Annotated in this window: 36 protein-coding genes and 1 tRNA gene; 29 read left to right on the forward strand and 8 right to left on the reverse strand. The window is 32.8% G+C overall.

The window, feature by feature from the left end; translation table 11 throughout:
* Positions 1-119: 119 nt before the first annotated feature.
* Together LQ688_RS11730 and LQ688_RS11735 are read left to right on the forward strand one after the other, a co-directional pair.
* Entirely contained in the window at positions 120-335 is a 216-nt protein-coding gene (locus LQ688_RS11730; RefSeq protein WP_017000532.1) for a hypothetical protein, read from the forward strand.
* A 140-nt stretch (positions 336-475) separates the two neighbouring features.
* Positions 476-549, forward strand: a tRNA-Arg gene (locus tag LQ688_RS11735).
* A 125-nt stretch (positions 550-674) separates the two neighbouring features.
* Here LQ688_RS11735 and LQ688_RS11740 read toward each other — a convergent pair.
* The 7 genes from LQ688_RS11740 to LQ688_RS11770 form a co-directional block, all read right to left on the reverse strand.
* Complete coding sequence (locus LQ688_RS11740; RefSeq protein ID WP_239752772.1) at positions 675-1,703, reverse strand: tyrosine-type recombinase/integrase; 1,029 nt, start codon at positions 1,701-1,703, stop codon at positions 675-677.
* Positions 1,700-1,840, reverse strand: a complete 141-nt coding sequence (locus tag LQ688_RS11745) for a hypothetical protein (protein ID WP_239703876.1) — start codon at positions 1,838-1,840, stop codon at positions 1,700-1,702. The genes LQ688_RS11740 and LQ688_RS11745 overlap by 4 nt, the downstream gene beginning before the upstream one ends.
* Before the next feature lie 49 nt (positions 1,841-1,889).
* Positions 1,890-2,450: a hypothetical protein gene (locus LQ688_RS11750; RefSeq protein ID WP_239752773.1), complete on the reverse strand. Its 561-nt coding sequence runs from the start codon at positions 2,448-2,450 to the stop codon at positions 1,890-1,892.
* A 22-nt stretch (positions 2,451-2,472) separates the two neighbouring features.
* On the reverse strand, positions 2,473-3,162 hold the full coding sequence (locus LQ688_RS11755) for a hypothetical protein (protein WP_239752774.1): 690 nt from the start codon (positions 3,160-3,162) through the stop codon (positions 2,473-2,475).
* A 198-nt stretch (positions 3,163-3,360) separates the two neighbouring features.
* The gene (locus LQ688_RS11760; protein WP_239752775.1) at positions 3,361-4,041 is read right to left on the reverse strand and encodes a DUF4352 domain-containing protein; all 681 of its coding nucleotides are present in this window, start codon (positions 4,039-4,041) and stop codon (positions 3,361-3,363) included.
* A gap of 16 nt (positions 4,042-4,057) precedes the next feature.
* A complete protein-coding gene (locus LQ688_RS11765) occupies positions 4,058-4,522 on the reverse strand; it encodes an ImmA/IrrE family metallo-endopeptidase (RefSeq protein WP_239703873.1) in 465 nt (154 codons plus the stop codon).
* 5 nt (positions 4,523-4,527) lie between these two features.
* On the reverse strand, positions 4,528-4,866 hold the full coding sequence (locus LQ688_RS11770) for a helix-turn-helix domain-containing protein (protein WP_239703872.1): 339 nt from the start codon (positions 4,864-4,866) through the stop codon (positions 4,528-4,530).
* A gap of 185 nt (positions 4,867-5,051) precedes the next feature.
* On the opposite strand from LQ688_RS11770, the gene LQ688_RS11775 reads away from it, so the two are divergent.
* From LQ688_RS11775 to LQ688_RS11785, 3 genes are read left to right on the forward strand one after another with little or no spacing between them, the layout of a single operon-like run.
* The gene (locus tag LQ688_RS11775) at positions 5,052-5,291 is read left to right on the forward strand and encodes a helix-turn-helix domain-containing protein (protein WP_239734096.1); all 240 of its coding nucleotides are present in this window, start codon (positions 5,052-5,054) and stop codon (positions 5,289-5,291) included.
* Positions 5,292-5,294: 3 nt separating this feature from the next.
* Positions 5,295-5,525, forward strand: a complete 231-nt coding sequence (locus LQ688_RS11780) for a DUF771 domain-containing protein (RefSeq protein WP_135020785.1) — start codon at positions 5,295-5,297, stop codon at positions 5,523-5,525.
* Positions 5,522-5,704: a hypothetical protein gene (locus LQ688_RS11785; RefSeq protein WP_239752776.1), complete on the forward strand. Its 183-nt coding sequence runs from the start codon at positions 5,522-5,524 to the stop codon at positions 5,702-5,704. Before LQ688_RS11780 ends, LQ688_RS11785 begins: the two co-directional genes overlap by 4 nt.
* A gap of 140 nt (positions 5,705-5,844) precedes the next feature.
* Here the strand turns inward: LQ688_RS11785 and LQ688_RS11790 are convergent, their stop codons facing one another.
* Entirely contained in the window at positions 5,845-6,051 is a 207-nt protein-coding gene (locus LQ688_RS11790) for a hypothetical protein (RefSeq protein WP_147640860.1), read from the reverse strand.
* A gap of 171 nt (positions 6,052-6,222) precedes the next feature.
* Between LQ688_RS11790 and LQ688_RS11795 the strand changes: the two genes are divergently transcribed.
* The 24 genes from LQ688_RS11795 (at position 6,223) to LQ688_RS11910 (ending at position 17,775) form a co-directional block, all read left to right on the forward strand.
* Positions 6,223-6,474, forward strand: coding sequence for a hypothetical protein (locus LQ688_RS11795; RefSeq protein ID WP_239752777.1), 252 nt, complete (start codon positions 6,223-6,225; stop codon positions 6,472-6,474).
* Complete coding sequence (locus LQ688_RS11800; RefSeq protein ID WP_194186214.1) at positions 6,474-6,875, forward strand: VRR-NUC domain-containing protein; 402 nt, start codon at positions 6,474-6,476, stop codon at positions 6,873-6,875. Before LQ688_RS11795 ends, LQ688_RS11800 begins: the two co-directional genes overlap by 1 nt.
* A 31-nt stretch (positions 6,876-6,906) precedes the next feature.
* Positions 6,907-8,031 (forward strand): helicase-related protein, encoded by a 1,125-nt coding sequence (locus tag LQ688_RS11805; RefSeq protein ID WP_239752778.1) that lies wholly within the window; start codon positions 6,907-6,909, stop codon positions 8,029-8,031.
* A complete protein-coding gene (locus LQ688_RS11810; RefSeq protein ID WP_218688472.1) occupies positions 8,032-8,253 on the forward strand; it encodes a DUF2483 family protein in 222 nt (73 codons plus the stop codon). It begins immediately after the preceding gene.
* Entirely contained in the window at positions 8,246-9,004 is a 759-nt protein-coding gene (locus tag LQ688_RS11815) for an AAA family ATPase (protein ID WP_239706114.1), read from the forward strand. Before LQ688_RS11810 ends, LQ688_RS11815 begins: the two co-directional genes overlap by 8 nt.
* A gap of 27 nt (positions 9,005-9,031) precedes the next feature.
* Complete coding sequence (locus LQ688_RS11820) at positions 9,032-9,577, forward strand: single-stranded DNA-binding protein (protein ID WP_239706115.1); 546 nt, start codon at positions 9,032-9,034, stop codon at positions 9,575-9,577.
* 69 nt (positions 9,578-9,646) lie between these two features.
* Positions 9,647-9,832 (forward strand): hypothetical protein, encoded by a 186-nt coding sequence (locus LQ688_RS11825; RefSeq protein ID WP_239706116.1) that lies wholly within the window; start codon positions 9,647-9,649, stop codon positions 9,830-9,832.
* An 11-nt stretch (positions 9,833-9,843) separates the two neighbouring features.
* Positions 9,844-9,993, forward strand: coding sequence for a hypothetical protein (locus LQ688_RS11830; RefSeq protein WP_239752779.1), 150 nt, complete (start codon positions 9,844-9,846; stop codon positions 9,991-9,993).
* On the forward strand, positions 9,993-10,442 hold the full coding sequence (locus LQ688_RS11835; protein ID WP_239752780.1) for a hypothetical protein: 450 nt from the start codon (positions 9,993-9,995) through the stop codon (positions 10,440-10,442). The genes LQ688_RS11830 and LQ688_RS11835 overlap by 1 nt, the downstream gene beginning before the upstream one ends.
* Positions 10,442-10,903 (forward strand): DUF3310 domain-containing protein, encoded by a 462-nt coding sequence (locus LQ688_RS11840; protein ID WP_239752781.1) that lies wholly within the window; start codon positions 10,442-10,444, stop codon positions 10,901-10,903. Before LQ688_RS11835 ends, LQ688_RS11840 begins: the two co-directional genes overlap by 1 nt.
* 3 nt (positions 10,904-10,906) lie before the next feature.
* Positions 10,907-11,137 carry a hypothetical protein gene (locus LQ688_RS11845; protein ID WP_239705167.1) on the forward strand — a complete coding sequence of 77 codons (231 nt, stop codon included), beginning with the start codon at positions 10,907-10,909 and terminating at the stop codon, positions 11,135-11,137.
* Complete coding sequence (locus LQ688_RS11850; protein ID WP_239752782.1) at positions 11,134-11,427, forward strand: hypothetical protein; 294 nt, start codon at positions 11,134-11,136, stop codon at positions 11,425-11,427. The genes LQ688_RS11845 and LQ688_RS11850 overlap by 4 nt, the downstream gene beginning before the upstream one ends.
* Before the next feature lie 11 nt (positions 11,428-11,438).
* Positions 11,439-11,615: a hypothetical protein gene (locus tag LQ688_RS11855; RefSeq protein WP_239752783.1), complete on the forward strand. Its 177-nt coding sequence runs from the start codon at positions 11,439-11,441 to the stop codon at positions 11,613-11,615.
* 1 nt (position 11,616) lies between these two features.
* Positions 11,617-12,102 carry a hypothetical protein gene (locus tag LQ688_RS11860; RefSeq protein WP_239752784.1) on the forward strand — a complete coding sequence of 162 codons (486 nt, stop codon included), beginning with the start codon at positions 11,617-11,619 and terminating at the stop codon, positions 12,100-12,102.
* Positions 12,092-12,289, forward strand: a complete 198-nt coding sequence (locus LQ688_RS11865) for a hypothetical protein (protein ID WP_239724699.1) — start codon at positions 12,092-12,094, stop codon at positions 12,287-12,289. The genes LQ688_RS11860 and LQ688_RS11865 overlap by 11 nt, the downstream gene beginning before the upstream one ends.
* Position 12,290: 1 nt before the next feature.
* Positions 12,291-12,797, forward strand: a complete 507-nt coding sequence (locus tag LQ688_RS11870) for a dCTP deaminase/dUTPase family protein (protein WP_239752785.1) — start codon at positions 12,291-12,293, stop codon at positions 12,795-12,797.
* A gap of 60 nt (positions 12,798-12,857) precedes the next feature.
* On the forward strand, positions 12,858-13,298 hold the full coding sequence (locus LQ688_RS11875; RefSeq protein WP_239752786.1) for a YopX family protein: 441 nt from the start codon (positions 12,858-12,860) through the stop codon (positions 13,296-13,298).
* A 3-nt stretch (positions 13,299-13,301) separates the two neighbouring features.
* Complete coding sequence (locus tag LQ688_RS11880) at positions 13,302-13,472, forward strand: hypothetical protein (RefSeq protein ID WP_239752787.1); 171 nt, start codon at positions 13,302-13,304, stop codon at positions 13,470-13,472.
* 136 nt (positions 13,473-13,608) lie between these two features.
* Complete coding sequence (locus LQ688_RS11885) at positions 13,609-13,935, forward strand: hypothetical protein (protein ID WP_218688485.1); 327 nt, start codon at positions 13,609-13,611, stop codon at positions 13,933-13,935.
* Entirely contained in the window at positions 13,935-14,825 is an 891-nt protein-coding gene (locus tag LQ688_RS11890; protein ID WP_239752788.1) for a hypothetical protein, read from the forward strand. The genes LQ688_RS11885 and LQ688_RS11890 overlap by 1 nt, the downstream gene beginning before the upstream one ends.
* Before the next feature lie 16 nt (positions 14,826-14,841).
* The gene (locus LQ688_RS11895) at positions 14,842-16,203 is read left to right on the forward strand and encodes a DNA primase family protein (protein ID WP_239752789.1); all 1,362 of its coding nucleotides are present in this window, start codon (positions 14,842-14,844) and stop codon (positions 16,201-16,203) included.
* 386 nt (positions 16,204-16,589) lie between these two features.
* Positions 16,590-16,757, forward strand: a complete 168-nt coding sequence (locus LQ688_RS11900) for a hypothetical protein (RefSeq protein ID WP_239752790.1) — start codon at positions 16,590-16,592, stop codon at positions 16,755-16,757.
* Positions 16,754-17,182: a transcriptional regulator gene (locus tag LQ688_RS11905; RefSeq protein ID WP_135020830.1), complete on the forward strand. Its 429-nt coding sequence runs from the start codon at positions 16,754-16,756 to the stop codon at positions 17,180-17,182. The genes LQ688_RS11900 and LQ688_RS11905 overlap by 4 nt, the downstream gene beginning before the upstream one ends.
* A 254-nt stretch (positions 17,183-17,436) precedes the next feature.
* Entirely contained in the window at positions 17,437-17,775 is a 339-nt protein-coding gene (locus LQ688_RS11910) for an HNH endonuclease (RefSeq protein ID WP_239752791.1), read from the forward strand.
* Positions 17,776-17,870 lie beyond the last annotated feature (95 nt).

Raw genomic sequence — 17,870 nt, forward strand, 5'->3', positions numbered from 1 at the left:
ATTTTAATTACAATTAAAGAATAAACTTTCATTTGTAAAATAAATGTTTTATAATATGACTATTAATTCACAGTAAATTTAAAAGATTTACAATTAATCAAAATCGGGAGCGGGTATAAATGGAAAGAACGCGTGTAACATCACTTATAAACAATGAAAAATTTTGTATAAATAAAGGTGAAGAAGATGAAGTACATCGTAATGAAAATATATACGTATTAAGCGCTTATGGACTTGTACATGCAAGTATAGTAGAAATCTTTGAAGATCAATCAATTTGCAGAGCAGATAAAGAAAATACAGTTAAAATAAATGATATCGTACTAACAGATTAATAAAAAAATCAAAATTTCACAAAAAGAGTGTAATAATACCTCGAAAGCGATTTAATAAACCTTTTTCTTTTTAAAAAGTATTGATTAAACTGCAGCAATTAGATATAATTATTCTTGTGTTAATAAATGAGTTAATAAATGTCCTGGTAGCTCAGTAGGATAGAGCAACGGCCTTCTAAGCCGTCGGTCGGGGGTTCGAATCCCTCTCAGGACGTAATTTGCCTATTTCCCGTTGTATCTCGTGTCTATAAACGTTGATATGACGGGATTTCTTTATATATGGATATACCTCGTTATATTCGGTAATTAAACTTTTACGCCAACGGTACGCCAACGAGATTATAAAGCTTTTAAGGCTTCTACTGCCTTTTTATTCTCTTCTTCGAAACTTTCTTCTAGTAGGTGTGAATATACTTCTAATGTTACTTTTATATTTTTATGACCTAATCGCTTAGAAATATAATGTATAGATACGTCTTTGGATAACAAATAAGAGCAGTGAGTGTGTCTTATAGCATGTGTTGTAATTTGCTTAATACCTAATCGCTCACAATATCCTTTTAAAGCCTTGTTTACTGCGTTAGTACTTATACCATTACTGAATACATAACCGTCCATTGTAGCTGGTCTATGTTCCAACACTTTATATATATGGTCCATATCTTCTTTAGATACCTCGACTGTTCTAGGTGAAGTAGTTGTTTTCTGTTCGTTAATATAAATTGTTCTTTTAAATCTATCTATATAATCATATTTCAGATTGATAGCACCTGAAATTCTGCAACCAGTGGCAACCATGATGAATAGTACTAAAGACGAATCAGTATATTTTGTTTTCAATTCCTTCTTTAGATCTGAATACTGTTTCAAGGTTATAAATTTATCATCTTCATGTTGTGATTGATTTTTACCAACATATTTTATTTTATATGTGAAGTTCTTTTTTAGTATTCCTTCATATATAGCATCATCGATTGAACTTCTTATTTTACCATTCAATTTTCTAACTGATTCATCTGTATGTGTTTTAGCGAATTCATTTATAAATTTTTGATATTTCACTTTGGTAATATCTTTTAAAGGTGTTCTACCAATAGTAGCATTCTCTAAATGGTTCATTATTGTTGTGTACGATACATACGTTTTTTTACTCACATTTGGTTCCTTGTATGTTTCAGCCCATTCTTTGAAATAATTGTGCAAAGTTACGTTATTGTCAAATTGAAAACCATCTAGTAAATCATTCTTAGCCTTTGTTTCAGCTTCTACTGCTTCACGTTTAGTTTTATAACCTTGTTTTCTGTATCGTTTACCTTCGTGTCCGAAATAATATCCCCAGTTCCCATTTTTGTATTTTTTTACAGTCATTTCACGCCACCCTTTCTTAGTACAACTTGTACTGCTTCCTTAATATGGTCTGGTACAGGATAAGTAGCTGGATCTATCTGTTCACCATATTTGTTAAATACTCGAACCTTTTGTTTTAGCTTTGGTATCTTTTTCATAATTACCCCTCCTTATAATAAAACCTCACGTGTTAGGTGAGGTGGTTTATTAATCTATTTTTGCTAATTCTTCTTCCATTTCTTCTTCAGTCATTAAACCAGCATCTATCCACGATTGGTATCTCTCTGCCATTTGGTCTTTTTTAGTTTCACCATTTTGGATTCCTTTAGAACTTTCATATGCAGCTTGTGCTGAACCTTCTGATACTGTTCCTTGTGGTATTACACCGTTAGAAACTGCACTGTTATATGCTTGAACCTTTTGTTCTTCACTAAAGTTACCGTTTAAAACGTTTTGCAACTGTACTTCATCAGTAATATTTGAAGTATTTACTTCTTCTTGCACAGGTTGTTGCTCTTGTGTTTGTTCTTCTGCTGTTTCTTCTTCAACTGATTGTGGCTCTTCTGTCGTATTTTCTTCTGTTGATTCTTCTTCAGTTTTCTGCTCTGATTTTTCAGTAGTTTCCTTATCTTCTTTTTTAGTTTCTTTCTTCGTATCTTTTCTTTCTGTCTTTTTTGTAGTTTCTTCTTTAGATGTACTTTCTTCTTTTTGTCCACATGCCCCTAATACTAATAAACTTGCGAATAATAAAAATAATACTTTCTTCACTCGATACTCTCCTTTATAAAAATTATTTTTCTTCACCTAACATATCGTAAAATTGTTGAGGTATTTCATCTTGATTTCTTGTTTTAGCAATTTTATTGTCATTTATATAATAATGGAATACAACACCATCTGATACATCATATAAAGATTCCGGATTATTTGGCCAGTTATCGAAATTAATCTCATCTATAGTTTCTTTGGAAACGTAAGTAACTATTGCAACAATTTTTTCTTCATTTCCTTTTTTATCTTCGAATTCCATAACATCTTTAAAAATTGCGCCGTTATCTATTTTTTTGTGGTCTTTTTTAAGTCTGTTACTCATTTCCATAGAAAAATGTTTTATAGAAGAATTTTCGCTGAAGGCCATTCCACCATCTCTTTCATACACATCAAATCCATCTTGCTTGTTATGTTTAATTTTTTCGTTATCCTTTTCTTTCTTCTCTTTTTTCTTTGTTTCTTCTTTTTCTTGTGCTTTTTCAGTTTCCTTAGATTTTTCTTCTAAACGTTTATTTGTTTCTTCAATTTTTTCTTGTTCACTTAATTGTTTGTTATCATCTTTCTTTTGTTCTTCTGTCATATCAGCCATGCAACCCATGAATAAGAATAATACTAATCCTAAAATGAATATAATTCCTAAACATCCACCACATCCGAACAGCCAGTCTTTTTTCTCTAATTTATTCTCTTCTGGCTTATTTTCTTCCATTCCACATTCTCCTTTTTATATATATTTATATTAAGCACCACCGAAGTGGTGCGATTAACTATTTGTGTTGTGATTTTAAGAATTTCACATATTCTAATACTTTTTGCATTTCGTCTTCGTTTAAATCATCAACCTTCAACGTCTAACTTAGTTAGGCGTTTTTATTTGATAAAACCTCACAAGATGTGAGGTTAGAATTTATTGAATATCAGACTTTTCAATTGACCAATCAGCTTTGTAAGTAGTTAAAAATGGCATAAAGTCCATTTCTACTTTATATTCATCGGCATTCGGCACATCATAATAAAGGTAACCACTACCAGTGTTATTTTTATTTAATTGATGATCAAAGCCACTATTCAAGTCATCCATTAAATAAAATTCATTCTGAGTTTCTCCATCAACAGTTAATGTAAAGTCTGAATCAGTAACAAAAACTTGATCTTCACTATTATTTTTAAACTTATAATACACTTTTAAAATACTGTCATTGTCTGGAGTAGAATATTCATCATCTGGTTGAACAAATTCAGCTTTCTCAACAGTTACATCAACTTTTCCTACAGTTAATGTTTCACCCAATTTTAGAGTTTTCTTTTCATTTACTACTTTTTCATCTTCATTTTCATCTTCTGAAACATCATCTACACTATCTGTTGTTTCTGTATCATTTTCGCTAACACTATAGTCATCACTTTCTGGTATAGCTACAAATATACCTATGAAACAAACTAAACCTATTATAAATAAAACTATTGAACTAATTAAAGGAATGACGATTTTTCCTTTTTTAGCAATTCTAACAATGGTGATAATAAACATTGTTATGAATGCAATTGAAATCAAAAACCATAGTAACCCAAAAATAACACTTCCCATAAAAAAACTTCCTTTCTTAATTAAAATTTATATATTCAAACACCTGTAAAGGTTCGAATTTAATAACGCAACCTTTATGATAGGTGGATAAACCAAACTTCATTTTATAATGTTTTAGTGTTTCAATTACGTACGATTCTGTAACTTCAAAATAATTTGCAAGTTCATATAGATTGTGTACACCATTTTTATAAGCAGAAATAATACCGTCTAATGTAATCAATAACTCATAACCACATCGACGGGCTTTTAATTCAAATTTTCTTTTATATATAGATTTATCATCTAAAATATCACCATAAGTAATTTTATGATGAGCTATTTCCTCAGCTAAAACTTCAGTCTTTTTTCTCGGATTTAATCTATCATCAATTAATACCACGCCATCAGAATAAAAACCTTTGTGACTATTTGGCATTTTATCAGTTTCGAATATTAATAAATCATCATGATTGCTCATTAAATTTTCGTAGCGATTCAAAAATATCAATCCCCTTTATTTTCTTTTTTAAGACGCTCAATCAGTCCTAAGATGTATTCAACGTCTTCCTCATCTAGTTCTCCCTCAAGATGTGATGCCATAGTGTTCGGTCTTTTTATTTCTATTTTATCTCTTCCGCTTAATTGATCTAATGTTACTTCAAAGTAATCAGCTAGAGCACTTGCATGTGACATCGAAGGACTAGTTGTACCTTTTTCCCATCTATCGATTGAAGCTTTTGAGAATTTGATATCATACTTATTATTTAATCTATTCGCTAATTCCGTAAGAGTCAGGCCGTATGATTTTCTTAATCTGCTTAAATTTTCTGGGAAGTTTGTCATTTTTATTTGCTCCTTGTTTGTTATTTACAAACTTATTATATAAGTTTGTTCCCAAAAATGCAACACAATTTACAAACTTTTTTCTCAAAAATGAAATTTAATTGTTGACTTGGCTTTTTTTATGCTTTATCATTCAATGTGTAATCTCATAAATGGGAAATAAAAACAAGGTGGTGAGTTAAGAAATGAAAGATACCCGATATATTAATTTAAAGGTTTACTTAACCAAAAAAGGTATCAAGCATGCTGAAGTAGCTAAGATGATAGGAATGAAGCCCTCTAGATTTAGTCAGAAAATCAATAGAAATAAAAGTGATTTTACGATTGAAGAAGCAAGTGCTATTTGTTCTGTTCTTAGAATTAGTATGGATGAATATTTTTTTAACAATAATTTCTCAAAAATGAGAAATAAGGTAGGTGAATAACCAATGTATACAAAAACTTGGTGGAGCATGGAAGATTTAATGAATGAAACGGGTCGTACTAGAAATTGGGTTAAAGATAATATTTTAAAAGTACCTAAATTCAGAAAAGAAATTGAAAAGTTCGCACATTATCCAATAAACAATAATGATCAATATCGTTTCGTAGGTTCTGAAATGCGAAAGTTCTTAGAAGATAATTTCAAAGAAATATTTGAAATGGAGGCGACTAAATGAGGTACACAGCAACTCTGATGAGTGAGTTTGTCATAGCACTAATAGCCATATGGATATTCGATAATATTTTCTTAGCTGGACTGCTAACAGTAATGGCGACATTCCTTATCTATCACGTATGGGATTCATTCTTCGACATGATTGAGGACGAAAAATTAAAAGAAGTGGAGGGGAAGTAGGATGAGAAAGTTACAACTAATAAAAATAACACTCCTAATTATCATCTTGGCGGAGGAGATTAAGAGTGTTAGGAAACCAAAATATTTTATAAAAATGGATTTAGATAAGCATAAATTAAAAGAAATTGTAAATGATTATCTTACTTCTTGAAGTTTAAGTCTAAGTTAATAGTTGAACCACAATATTTACATTTCCCTTTACCATTTTTAAATTTTATTTTTCGTTTCTTTTTGCATTCTGGACATTCAATTTCGTGAGTGGTATTTAATAATTCTTTATTCACATGAGATTTCATATCTTTTTCAATGTTTTTGAAAAATTTATTAATGTCCTTATTTTTACCCATATTTTTCTCACCACACTTTCATAACAAATTAATTTAATTGTACCAAATAAAAGGAGTGAGAACATGATTTATCAAAATAAAAAAACTCTCACTGTTGGCAGACAGTAAGAGTAAAAGGATTAACAATATATTCAACTTTAATAATACAACTAATCAAGGAGGTTATCAAGTATGCATCCATTAAATGTGTTGCAACGTGTGAATAAAGAAGTGTTTCAATACTTGCACTTACATGGATACACGTTCGAATACACGATTGATAACTGCTATTCAGATATGACTATCAATTTAAGAATTGATTTCCAAGATGAAACATACAAAGACGGTTTCATACTTGATGAAAAAGAATACGCATTTTTTAAAGCACGTATTGATGAACGATTTTTAAATGAACCAGGACGTTATGAAAGAGTGATGTCGTAATGGCTGGTCCAGAGAAGAAGGTAGAACAAACCATTATTAAGTGGTTGGAGTCATACAACGGTATAGATGGTCCACCATATCACACAGTCGTTTACAAAATACATGGAGGTAGTCAATTTCAGAAGTCTGGCATACCGGATATCTTATGTAGTTATTTTGGTCACTTCGTAGCAATTGAAGTTAAAAGACCAGATGGCAAAGGTGAATTAAGCACAAACCAAATTATTAACTTAATAAAAATTAACATGACAGGAGGAATAGGCATTGTCGCAAAGTCACTCGATGAAGTTAAACAAGGACTTAGTGAGCATGGTATCTACAAACCTAATCCTCAAGCCTACGCAAGTAGAAGTACTCAAAGGATTACCCAAGAACACATTGATGGCATTAGGAACGTCTAGTGGTAAAAGCCTCATGGGGTTGCATCACTTTATGAAGCATAATGACGGAGAAAAATTATTGATCGTTGCACCACCTGCCAAGATTTTAGAAGGTGGTTGGTCACACGAGATTGATTTTGTGAACAGTAGATACAACATTGACATACCATATGAAATGTTGAGTTACGGAAAGTTAAGACAAAAGGACGTATGGAAACAATATAAAGGTTACTACGTGATATTTGACGAGTGTCAAGGTATTAAAAACCCTACAAGTAATCAAGGTAAGTTTGCTCGAAAGTTAATTGATGTAAGTACAGGTTGGTGTATGTTATCAGCTACGCCAGCAAGTAATGGTTGGGGCGATTGTATCAACTACTTCATCATCAATGGTTACGTTAAAAACAAAACGCAATTTGAACGTGAGTACGCTATTAAAGAAATGAAACAACGTAAGGACGGTAAACAGTACCCAGTTATTACTGGATATATCAACGAACGAACGTTAAAGAAATGGTTTGACTCATTCAGTGTTAGTCGTGACACAGATTATTTCCACGACTTGCCCGAAATGCAGTTCGAAGAAATTAAACTACCTAAGTCAACGGACTATAAAAAGATATTAAAAGACAGAGCATTAATCGACTTAGATACACAAACCATTATTCAGTACGATACACAACCTAAGTTACAAGCAGCACTAAGATACTACGGTAATCCACAAGCAAAGTTGAACTGGTTAGAAATGTTACTGGAAGGCACAAAAGAGAATGTACTGATTTTCTATCATTTCACAAAAGAGAAAGAAGAAATGGTTAAGTTAGCTGAAAAGTTAGGCAAGACCGTATATGAAGTAAGTGGTCAACAAAAGTCACTACCTAACAAGAAAGATTGGGATAAGTTACAAAACAGTGTAACCATCGTTCAATACCAAGCTGGTGGTGCTGGGATAGAACTTCAATACAACTCACTTTGTGTCATGTACACACCAACATACAGTTACCAAGATTACACACAAGCATTAGGACGAGCGCAACGTGTAGGTATGAAGAAACGATTAACTGTATATGAATTAAAAGTTAAAGGCACAGTTGATATGAAAGTATATCAAGCATTGAAAAATAAAAAGGACTTCACTGATGATTTGTTCAGTGAGTATGTAAAAGAGGTGGAGTAAGTGAAACAAACAACCACTTATATTATTAAGCACAAATTGTTAGACGCATATATAACAAATAAACCATCAGACAATACATCAGAGATAAATTACTCAACTAACTTTAGTAGAGCACGAGAGTTTAATGGTTTAGATAACGCAAGTATTGATATGAGTGATCATATCGCAATTATGAAAATAGTAACGGAAACAACTGAATATAAGGAGGTACCACATGAGTGACATTTTAAGCAAGTTACGTATACAAGATATATCAAAACGTAACACAGATAAGTATTACAAATTCGTTGTATATGGTCGTTTTGGTACTGGTAAGACAACAGCCCTTACACGAGAAAACAACGCACTAATATTAGATATAAACGAAGATGGTACGACTGTTACAGAAGATGGGGCAGTTGTAGAGATTAAAAACTTCGAACATTTGCAATACGTTATTAACAACCTACCACAAGTATTAGAGGCATTACGGGAGCAAGGTAAACAAATCGACATCGTGGTTATTGAAACACTTCAAAAGTTACGTGACATCACAATGGACGACATTATGAAAGGTAAATCAAGTAAACCGTCATTTAATGACTGGGGCGCAGCAGCTACAAGAATAGTTAGCATGTACAGATTGATTGGTAAGTTGCAACAAAAACATAAATTTCATTTTGCAGTAACGGGTCATGAGTCTATGAACAAAGAAAAGGACACAGACGGTGCAACACTTAATCCAACTGTAACGATTGAAGCACAAGAACAGATTAAAAAAGCAGTAGTAAGTCAATCTGATGTGTTAGCGAGAACGTTAATTGAAGTGACAGAACAGAATGGAGAGAAAGATTTTAAATATATCTTTTCGGTAGAACCATCAGACTTATTTGAAACGAAAGTTAGACACTCGCCAAACGTAACGATTAATAATAAAAGATTTGAGAACGCCACACTAAGTACGGTTGTAGACGCAATTCGAAACGGAAACTAAAAAATAAACTAAAAGGATGATTAAATTATGAAAATTACAGGACAAGCAACACATACAAAAGAAACAAATCAAGAGAAATTCATGGGTGGAGGTAACTTCTTAGGCGCTGGAGAATTCACAGTCAAAGTAGTAGATGTTGAATTTAACGATAAAGAAAATAGATTTTTCACAATTGTTCTTGAAAATGAAGAGAACAAACAACTTAAACATAACGTGTTCGTACCACCATTCAACCAAGATTGGCAAGAGAAACAGTACATTCAATTACTAAGTAGATTAGGTATTAAATTAGATTTACCAGATCTAACTTTTGATACGAATGATTTAAAAAATAAAGCAGCAACTGCAGTTATTAAAAGAAAGTGGAACGATGATGAAGGTAAATTCTTTACTCGCTTAAGTTACTTTAAAACATGGGAAAAAGGCGACGAAGTAGTAAATAAACCAGAACCTTTAACTGATGATGAGAAAGCGAAATTAAATGGTAATAGTCAACCTGCTAATAACAGTGGTAACCCATTTGCTAATGCTAATGGACCAATTGATATCGATGATGATGATTTGCCTTTCTAATAGTTTAATACAAGCGCTAGCAATATATAAGTCTAGCGCTATCTTTATATCAATTTTAGGAGTGATTAAGTGAAAAAGACTGAACGACATATTGGTATGGACGTTACAGCAAAAATCAGAGTGGAAATGTATGTGCCAGCAACTAGCGATGAAGAGGCAGAGAAGTACATCGAAAATTTAGCACAGAATAAAATGTCAGATTTGATTGAAGGCAAAATTAAAGAACTTGATCCAGATATTCTTTGGATTGATTAGGAGGATAAATCATGAGTTTATACAGACATTACGCACCAGTCATTGACTGGCAAGAGAAGAAAACAAAGTCCGTTAAATATAAGAAGGCAGAAATTAAACCAGTAGTGAGAGATAAATACTATAACATATTATTTTATTCATGTTTTAAGGGGTGGGAATGATGGCGAATAACAGTTCGAGAGAAGAATTAATTTATATGTATATTCGTTTAGCAAAGAAGAAAAGACATGCTGATGAACAAGAAATATTTGAAATGTTAGAAGAATACTGTTTACCGAAAATACACGATAGCTACACATACTATTACGAGTTGTATAAAGAACAAGCGAAAGTACCATTCAAAACGTTTTACTATCGTTACTATTATTGCCGATTTGATAAATGGGATGCGTTAACACTTAGTAAGAAAGAAGCACAACGTGTGAAAGGTAAAAGACATTCCGAATCCATGAAAAAAAGATATGCAGCTAAAAGAGAAGTGGATAACGAAACAGAAGAAGATATCATACGCTTCCTTAAAAATGACTTGCCACTTAACCCTAGACAACTTAAATACATTGAAAGTAATACAGAGTTTGCAGAGAAATTGAAGAAAGAAGGTATATGCTGATGGAATTCAAAGCAGGCGATAGAGTGCATGTGACGAGGTTGAATACTAATGAAGTAGATTTTTATGCGACTTTAAAAGATTATAATGATGGACACCCTTTTATCTTAAGTAATTGTAGTGACGGAAGATTTGAATGTTGTTCTGTATTCAAACCAAACACAGGGGAAGTCGGATTAAATAGGTGGGACTACTACGTCCTAGCAGAAGATGAAGAAGATACGGAAGAGCCAGTTGTTCAACACACAACAGACCCAGTCAACCATCCAGACCATTATAACTATGGTGAGATTGAGATTATAGATTTCATCGACCAAGTATCAGAACATTATAACCCAGTTGTGGCAGTACACATTGCGAACGCTATTAAATATTTAAGTAGAGCACCACATAAGAATGGCAAAGAAGATATCGAAAAAGCTCGTTGGTACATTGAGCGTGCTTATCAGAAGTGGAGTGATTGATCAATGATAACTAAAATATCTGACAAAGACGACACATACCAAGTAGGCGTGAACAACGTTGGTTACATTACAGAATGGTCGGTTGGTAAAGATACAGTCGATATATACAGAATAGCAGATGAGAACGACAAGATAATCGTATTTCATGGTTTCACTCACAATGATTATGTGGTTGAACATGATGATGAACCAGTAGCTGATGGGCAGATAGACATATGGAGCATGTTGAAATGATAGATTGCTATAAATCATATAGACATGATGACTGGAAACACAAGACATACAAAAATGGTCAAATTATTATACACAATTTAAAACCTACATTTGATGAATTAATGGAATACCTTGATAAAGCGTTCAAAGTAAACAAGTTCACATATGGAATAGAGATATTGATTGATGAAGGTCAAAAATATGCTATCAATGTAGTTTCAATTTGCAACATAGCTACCAAGAAGAAAGAAAGTGCTAGAAATTATATCAAAAGGATATACGGGCAGGAACAACAAATGGAATTATTTTAGGAGGTAACAAAATGCCGACAATAATAGATGAGTTAAGAGTAGCAAATAATAACTTGAACAAAAATAAAACAGGTAACTTACACATAGATAATATGACAGATTCGTTTGGTAAAGAGTTGTTACGAGAAGTGATGAAACAAATTGAGAATGGTGCAAAGTTAGATGATGAATATGTGGAGGTGGAGTAGATTGCCAACAATAAAATACACAAGAGAAGATATAACTAGGTTAGAGAATGAACGAGATCAATATAAAGCAGAACGTGATGAACTAAGCAATAAGCTAGATAAAGAATGTAATGACAATTATAAGTTAGAGGGTCAATTACACGACATGACCAAACAACGTGACTCACTTATCAAAGATGTGGAGAAGTTGCGAGAGGAAATAGAAGAGCTGAAAAAGTATAACTATGAACTTGAATTAGCAGTAGATAGTGACTTGAAACAACAAGTGGATAAGTGGTTTGAAGAGTGGCATGATACGAAAGTTGAAAACGACTTATTAGAACTTAAATTACAGGAAATGAAAGAAGATTACAGAATAGTAAACAGTAAATACACCAACCTCACAGAACACATCAAAGATAAAGCGATACACAATCCTGGTGTTCATAGATACATTGATCTAGTGCATGTAATAGATGAGTTGGAGCGTGATACTGATGAAAGATAGAGATATATGGAATGAGTTAAAAGATGAAATTCGTGAAATGTTTATTTACGGATATCTATTAGAAGAAGGTACGCCTAGTAAATATATGAACGAAGCATACGGGATAGTATTTGAAAGAATATGTGAACTAGACGGCACACATGAGTTTAGTAATTTACTAGATGATATGAATAGAGAGGACAAATAATATGAAAAACCTAAACATCAAATTACTATCAGACAACGCAACTGTACCAACACGTGCATATGGTGTGAGTGCAGGACTTGATATATACGCAGCTGAAACAGTTGTGATTGAACCACAAAAAAAGATATTACTTGCTACAGATATAGCAGTAGACATCCCAGAAGGTTATGTAGGGCTATTGACTAGCAGAAGTGGTGTAAGTAGTAAGACGCATTTAGTCATTGAAACAGGCAAGATAGACGCAGGATATAACGGTCATGTGAAAGTGAATATTAAGAATGATGAACAACAAAGAAATGAAATAGGGTTACATTTCAATGGTGTAGATGGCAAGCCGATAGAAACTACAAATAATCATGTTTTCTTGAGAACATACAAAATCAACAAAGGCGACAAAATAGCTCAACTTGTGATTACACCTATAGTCACACCAGAAGTAAATGTAGTGGAGGAATTTGAGAGTGAAAGTGAACGTGGTTCTCAAGGTTTTGGATCAAGTGGATATTAGGGATAAGGGTGGCGAAAGTCACCCAGACATCCTAGAACGAGTGAGAGAGGTGCTGGGAAGATGATACCAAAATTTAAGGCTTATGATTTAACTGAAAATGAATGGATTAATTTAGGAAGAATAGTCCTATGTGAAAAAGGAGAATTATGGTACTTGCAAGGTTTAGATGAAAACTTTAAAGACATAGACCCTCCTTATTTTAAAGAAGACTTAGGAAAAGCTTGGGTACTCCTACAATCAACAGGACTATTCGATAAGAATGGTAAGGAAATATACGAGGGGGATATCTTGAAAGAAAACAGTATGGTTGGAATAGTGAAATTTGGTAGATATCTAGATTATGAATATATCCAATACGGGTTAGATGGTTGGTTATTTTCAGAAAAACTTAAACTTGGTTTTGTTGACACGCCATTAACAGAGTATGTATTAGACCCACATTGTTCAATAGAAGTAATTGGAAACAAATTTGAACACCCACACTTACTAGAGGAGGAATAAGGAATGAAATATTTAATCACATTATCACTAGCAGCATTAACACTATACGCATTCATTAAACGCACATATAAGTATGCAAGCGTGAACGATGAAGTGGAAGCACCAATAGATTATGAGAGTACACAAGCATATAAAGACAATGAGCCGTGGTTCAGTGGAATGGGGAGATGTTGATGACCATATTCATGACACTATTAACCGTGATTATTATATATCTAGTCATAGTAGCTGTGGGGGAGTAATTATATAGAAGAAACACGTCACATATTATAGTTTCAACGTCACAATAAATTAAAAGGAGTTAATAACAATGGACAAATTTTTGGAAAAATACTTGGAAACATTATATAGAAAAGGTAATAAGTTTTTCATGGGTGATTTGGTACATGATCCATTCACAGAAGAACAGACACAAATTTTAAGTGGTTTCCATGCTAGAGAAGTATATCATGTAACAAAAGAAGATGATTACTTTTGTGGTATTAGAGCTAACAATTTTGTAGTAGAGTACGGCTGGTCAGAGTATTACGATACACCAATGTCTATTGAAGATAATGAACCGATTAACAACATGTACCTCATTACTGGTAATCACAAAGGTTATAGAGCAACTACTGTATTGGTGGAAGATTTCTAATGATTAATCTCCAACACAACCAAGATACATCTATCACATACTTTAAAGATTTATACGATGTAGATAACCCACAAGTTCACCACATAACTTACCAAGACTTTGTTGTTACATTATCAAAACCATTAACTAATGCAAAACGCTATGGTGCTGGTGGATTTGTAGGAGGCATCGTAAGAGATAGACGTGAAGATGAGAATATTATTAATCGAACAATGATTACCTTTGATATAGACGATATACCAGAAAATACTGACTTATACCAATTGTTTAAAGACCAATTTCAATATGCATTTGTTATGTACTCAACTTATTCACACAATAAACAAACACCAAAATATAGAGTTTGCATACCTTTAGCATCACCAGTAGAACGAGATGTGTATGGTGAACTCGTTAAATTAATGTGTGGGGTGTTTGGTATTAAAATTAAACAACCTAATCAAAAATTAAAACCTCATACAATTTATTTAGATCCACAAACAAGAGTACCATCTCAACAAATGGCATTACCAGCAGTACCAGATAATGGTGAGCATTATGAGTTTTATTATCAAGACGCACCGTTTTTAGACGTGTCGAATATTGTGCCACAAATTAAAGAAAGCTTAAGCAAAACTAAAACGAAGCGTGCTAACACCAAAGAAGATGAATATTGGTTAGACCTCATACAAGGTGTAGACAATGGCATGAGAACAAATTCAGCCACACAAATTGCAGGGCTTTTACTGGGCAAAAGAATACCAACAGTCGTTGCTTATGAACTTACATGTTTGTGGAATGAACATAAAAACAACCCACCTATTAAAGAAAAAGATTTAAAGCGTGACTTCAACGGGATATTAAAAAAAGAAATGGGAAAACGTGGTTGGCAGTATACACCAATAAAGTAAGGAAGGAGGCATAGCAATGACGGACACAGAGACAAAAGATAGTGAGAAGGAAAGCAATACTTTAGATTTCTCAATAAAATTAGAACAACAGTTAGAAAAACAAAAAGAAGAACAGTATTATACAAGTTCATCTAACGGCGCCAAAAAATTCCATCACGACGTGTTTGGTGACTACCTTATTGATCAATATAATATTATCAACTTAGATGATAGGCTACACATTTATCAAGACGGTATATATGAAGATAAAGAACGCCTAATCAAACGTGCGATGGTTAAAGAAATCAAATCAATTAAACGCAGAGAACAATCAGAAGTATTAGAATACTTGAGAAGTTCAGCACCACTTAAAGAAAGAGAACATCCCGATTTAATCGCAGTAAAAAATGGTGTCTATAACATTAAAACAGATGAATTTTTAAACTACTCACCTAAGCATGTTTTTACATCTAAAATCAATGCTGATTACAACCCAGATGCATATAGTGAAGTAGTTAACGATACACTTATTACCATCGCAAACGAAGATGTTCAAGTTATGAATTTATTTACTGAAATCATTGGTTACCTTTTATATAGAAGAAACTTTTTAGGGAAGTCATTCCTTTTAGTTGGTCCAGGTGGTAACGGTAAGTCAACTTTCATCAATATGCTAAGTGCGTTTGTTGGGCAAGAAAACGTATCAAGCGTACCACTACAAGACTTGTCAGAGCGTTTCAGTAAGGCATCACTCTATCAAAAGTTTTTAAACGCAGGCGATGATATCCCATTGAAATCAGTTAAAGATGCATCAGATTTTAAAAAATTCACAACTGGCGAACGTAACAACGCTGAATTTAAAGGTGAGAACAGTTTCGAATTTAGAAACTACGCCAAACTTATATTTAGTGCAAACGATCTACCAAGATGGTTAGAAAATAGTGATGGTATATTCGACAGATTAGTCATTGTGCCTTTGACTGCACGACTACGTGGCACTAAGAAACAAGATGTGTTCTTAGAAGAAAAAATTACTACAGAAGAAGCTAGAAGTTATTTACTTAATATAGGTATTAAAGCATTAAAACAATTGATTAACAAACGTTATATGTCTGTTCCAGATACAGCTGAATCTATTATGACAGAGTTCAAGAAAGATAATGATCCATTACTTAATTTCATAGAATTCATGAATGAAGAAGGACAGCGTGGGATAGTAGGAAGAAAAACATTTGAAGTATTCGAAGATTATCTAGCTTGGTGCGAAAGTGAAGGTCATAGATTTAACTTAACGCAAAGAAAGTTTACCACAACTATTAAAAAATATGGTTATGATACTGAAAGAGTAACTGGTGGAGAATATAAAGGTAAATATATTTTTGTACCTAACATTAATTAATTGGAAACGAACCTACTAAATTTAGAAAAAATATGCATTTTAGAACGTAAATCGGTACGTAAGTACGTAAGTAGTACGTAAGTAAAAAAAGAAACGTACCGCTGTAACCATTGATATGAAAGGTTTTGTGGCTTACGGTACGTAAGTACTATTACTTTTCTACTCTTAAGGAGTTTTAAGTAAATATAATATATAAGAGTGTATTATTACAATCACAACAATAAAGTAACACAAGTTTAAAGAGAGAGTGGGTTTACAAACGTACTTACGTACTCAACTCTTGAAACGCTTGATACTAAAGGGATTGACACGGTACGTAACTTTTTAGAGAAACGTACCAGATACGTACTAACGTACTGCTGAAATTTAAAAGGAGTGTGAATAATATGTGGATAATTCTAACAATACTATTAGCGATAACATGTATGTGGTTGATAAAGGTTAATAAAGATTTGGTAAGAACTAATGAAGGATTATTAAATAGATTGGTAGATAGCTTACACGACTATGTAATGTTAGAGAAAGATATAAGGAACAAGGAGGACAACGAATGACTAAGATGAAGTATGGCTTAAGATTATCAACAGTTAGAAAGTTAGAGGATGAACTATATGATTATAAGAACTATGACAAAAGACTAAATGTTTTAAGAGAAGACATATTCAATCCATGGATACCAACTGATACAAATACAGGTGGAGAACATAAACCAAGTAACGCATCTATAACAGAGATGAGAGTTACCAATTACTTAACTGATATAAGAATAGCTAGACTTAAAGAGTTGTCCATTGCAATAGAGAGAGTATACAACACTTCATCTACTAAAGAGAAAGACTTCATAAAGAACTATTACTTCGACCAGCGTGGACGTTCACACATACAAGTATGTAATGACATATTCATAGGAGAAAGAACAGGACATAGAATCAAAGCTAAGGTTATAAAGAAGTTAGCAGAGGAACTAGGAGAATGGTAAGTGGCAGTTATGTGGCAGTTTTTGATACCTAATCGGTGTTATTATGATAGTGTAGAAAAGATTATAGATAACAATTAACCAAACAATTACTTACTCCTTTCTAATATTATTTAATCAGATTATCTATAGTCAATCACAAGGGCTGTACTCATTCGAGTATGGTCCTTTTGTTTTGCTTACTGAAGCTGAAGGGATTGTGATCCGTTATGTTGATAACATATCTGGACTGATGAGCCTAACTCATAAGGTGGTTGATGTATGTGTTAAGTAAACAAGAATGTAGAATCTTCTACAATGGTATGGAATGGCGCAACATGAATAGTTATATAAAGGATAGAGATAACTATGAATGCCAAGAGTGTAAGAGAAATGGTAAGGTGTCACTCGATATATATGAGAAGAATAAGAATGACAGGAAGAAGATAAAGCTTGTGGTTCATCATATTAAAGAGTTGAAAGATTATCCAGAACTTTCACTTGATGAAAATAATTTAGAAACACTTTGTGTTGATTGTCATAATAAAATTCATGGCAGAAATTTTAAAACAAATTTTAAATATCGAGAACAAAAATGGAAAGACGAAACTTGGTGACACCCCCCGGGTCTCGAAGGATTGAGAAATAATTTGAGTGGGAACCGGTGGAGGGTAGTCGACTCCGTAGATTAATTAAAAATGAATATACGTTA

Origin of the sequence: Mammaliicoccus sp. J-M40, from assembly GCF_022386395.1 — a bacterium.
Taxonomy (GTDB): Bacteria; Bacillota; Bacilli; order Staphylococcales; family Staphylococcaceae; genus Mammaliicoccus; species Mammaliicoccus lentus.

Excerpts from the sequence above, each read along its gene's own strand:
- LQ688_RS11755 (WP_239752774.1), bottom strand. The coding sequence starts at position 3,162 with ATGGAAGAAAATAAGCCAGAAGAGAATAAATTAGAGAAAAAAGACTGG.
- LQ688_RS11840 (WP_239752781.1), top strand. The coding sequence starts at position 10,442 with ATGGAATTCAAAGCAGGCGATAGAGTGCATGTGACGAGGTTGAATACT.
- LQ688_RS11865 (WP_239724699.1), top strand. The coding sequence starts at position 12,092 with ATGAAAGATAGAGATATATGGAATGAGTTAAAAGATGAAATTCGTGAA.
- LQ688_RS11830 (WP_239752779.1), top strand. The coding sequence starts at position 9,844 with ATGAGTTTATACAGACATTACGCACCAGTCATTGACTGGCAAGAGAAG.
- LQ688_RS11815 (WP_239706114.1), top strand. The coding sequence starts at position 8,246 with ATGAGTGACATTTTAAGCAAGTTACGTATACAAGATATATCAAAACGT.
- LQ688_RS11855 (WP_239752783.1), top strand. The coding sequence starts at position 11,439 with ATGCCGACAATAATAGATGAGTTAAGAGTAGCAAATAATAACTTGAAC.
- LQ688_RS11900 (WP_239752790.1), top strand. The coding sequence starts at position 16,590 with ATGTGGATAATTCTAACAATACTATTAGCGATAACATGTATGTGGTTG.
- LQ688_RS11800 (WP_194186214.1), top strand. The coding sequence starts at position 6,474 with ATGGCTGGTCCAGAGAAGAAGGTAGAACAAACCATTATTAAGTGGTTG.
- LQ688_RS11785 (WP_239752776.1), top strand. The coding sequence starts at position 5,522 with ATGAGGTACACAGCAACTCTGATGAGTGAGTTTGTCATAGCACTAATA.
- LQ688_RS11780 (WP_135020785.1), top strand. The coding sequence starts at position 5,295 with ATGTATACAAAAACTTGGTGGAGCATGGAAGATTTAATGAATGAAACG.
- LQ688_RS11740 (WP_239752772.1), bottom strand. The coding sequence starts at position 1,703 with ATGACTGTAAAAAAATACAAAAATGGGAACTGGGGATATTATTTCGGA.
- LQ688_RS11790 (WP_147640860.1), bottom strand. The coding sequence starts at position 6,051 with ATGGGTAAAAATAAGGACATTAATAAATTTTTCAAAAACATTGAAAAA.
- LQ688_RS11805 (WP_239752778.1), top strand. The coding sequence starts at position 6,907 with ATGAAGCATAATGACGGAGAAAAATTATTGATCGTTGCACCACCTGCC.
- LQ688_RS11730 (WP_017000532.1), top strand. The coding sequence starts at position 120 with ATGGAAAGAACGCGTGTAACATCACTTATAAACAATGAAAAATTTTGT.
- LQ688_RS11760 (WP_239752775.1), bottom strand. The coding sequence starts at position 4,041 with ATGGGAAGTGTTATTTTTGGGTTACTATGGTTTTTGATTTCAATTGCA.
- LQ688_RS11880 (WP_239752787.1), top strand. The coding sequence starts at position 13,302 with ATGAAATATTTAATCACATTATCACTAGCAGCATTAACACTATACGCA.
- LQ688_RS11905 (WP_135020830.1), top strand. The coding sequence starts at position 16,754 with ATGACTAAGATGAAGTATGGCTTAAGATTATCAACAGTTAGAAAGTTA.
- LQ688_RS11745 (WP_239703876.1), bottom strand. The coding sequence starts at position 1,840 with ATGAAAAAGATACCAAAGCTAAAACAAAAGGTTCGAGTATTTAACAAA.
- LQ688_RS11835 (WP_239752780.1), top strand. The coding sequence starts at position 9,993 with ATGGCGAATAACAGTTCGAGAGAAGAATTAATTTATATGTATATTCGT.
- LQ688_RS11775 (WP_239734096.1), top strand. The coding sequence starts at position 5,052 with ATGAAAGATACCCGATATATTAATTTAAAGGTTTACTTAACCAAAAAA.
- LQ688_RS11890 (WP_239752788.1), top strand. The coding sequence starts at position 13,935 with ATGATTAATCTCCAACACAACCAAGATACATCTATCACATACTTTAAA.
- LQ688_RS11820 (WP_239706115.1), top strand. The coding sequence starts at position 9,032 with ATGAAAATTACAGGACAAGCAACACATACAAAAGAAACAAATCAAGAG.
- LQ688_RS11895 (WP_239752789.1), top strand. The coding sequence starts at position 14,842 with ATGACGGACACAGAGACAAAAGATAGTGAGAAGGAAAGCAATACTTTA.
- LQ688_RS11875 (WP_239752786.1), top strand. The coding sequence starts at position 12,858 with ATGATACCAAAATTTAAGGCTTATGATTTAACTGAAAATGAATGGATT.
- LQ688_RS11870 (WP_239752785.1), top strand. The coding sequence starts at position 12,291 with ATGAAAAACCTAAACATCAAATTACTATCAGACAACGCAACTGTACCA.
- LQ688_RS11885 (WP_218688485.1), top strand. The coding sequence starts at position 13,609 with ATGGACAAATTTTTGGAAAAATACTTGGAAACATTATATAGAAAAGGT.
- LQ688_RS11850 (WP_239752782.1), top strand. The coding sequence starts at position 11,134 with ATGATAGATTGCTATAAATCATATAGACATGATGACTGGAAACACAAG.
- LQ688_RS11795 (WP_239752777.1), top strand. The coding sequence starts at position 6,223 with ATGCATCCATTAAATGTGTTGCAACGTGTGAATAAAGAAGTGTTTCAA.
- LQ688_RS11845 (WP_239705167.1), top strand. The coding sequence starts at position 10,907 with ATGATAACTAAAATATCTGACAAAGACGACACATACCAAGTAGGCGTG.
- LQ688_RS11770 (WP_239703872.1), bottom strand. The coding sequence starts at position 4,866 with ATGACAAACTTCCCAGAAAATTTAAGCAGATTAAGAAAATCATACGGC.
- LQ688_RS11910 (WP_239752791.1), top strand. The coding sequence starts at position 17,437 with ATGTATGTGTTAAGTAAACAAGAATGTAGAATCTTCTACAATGGTATG.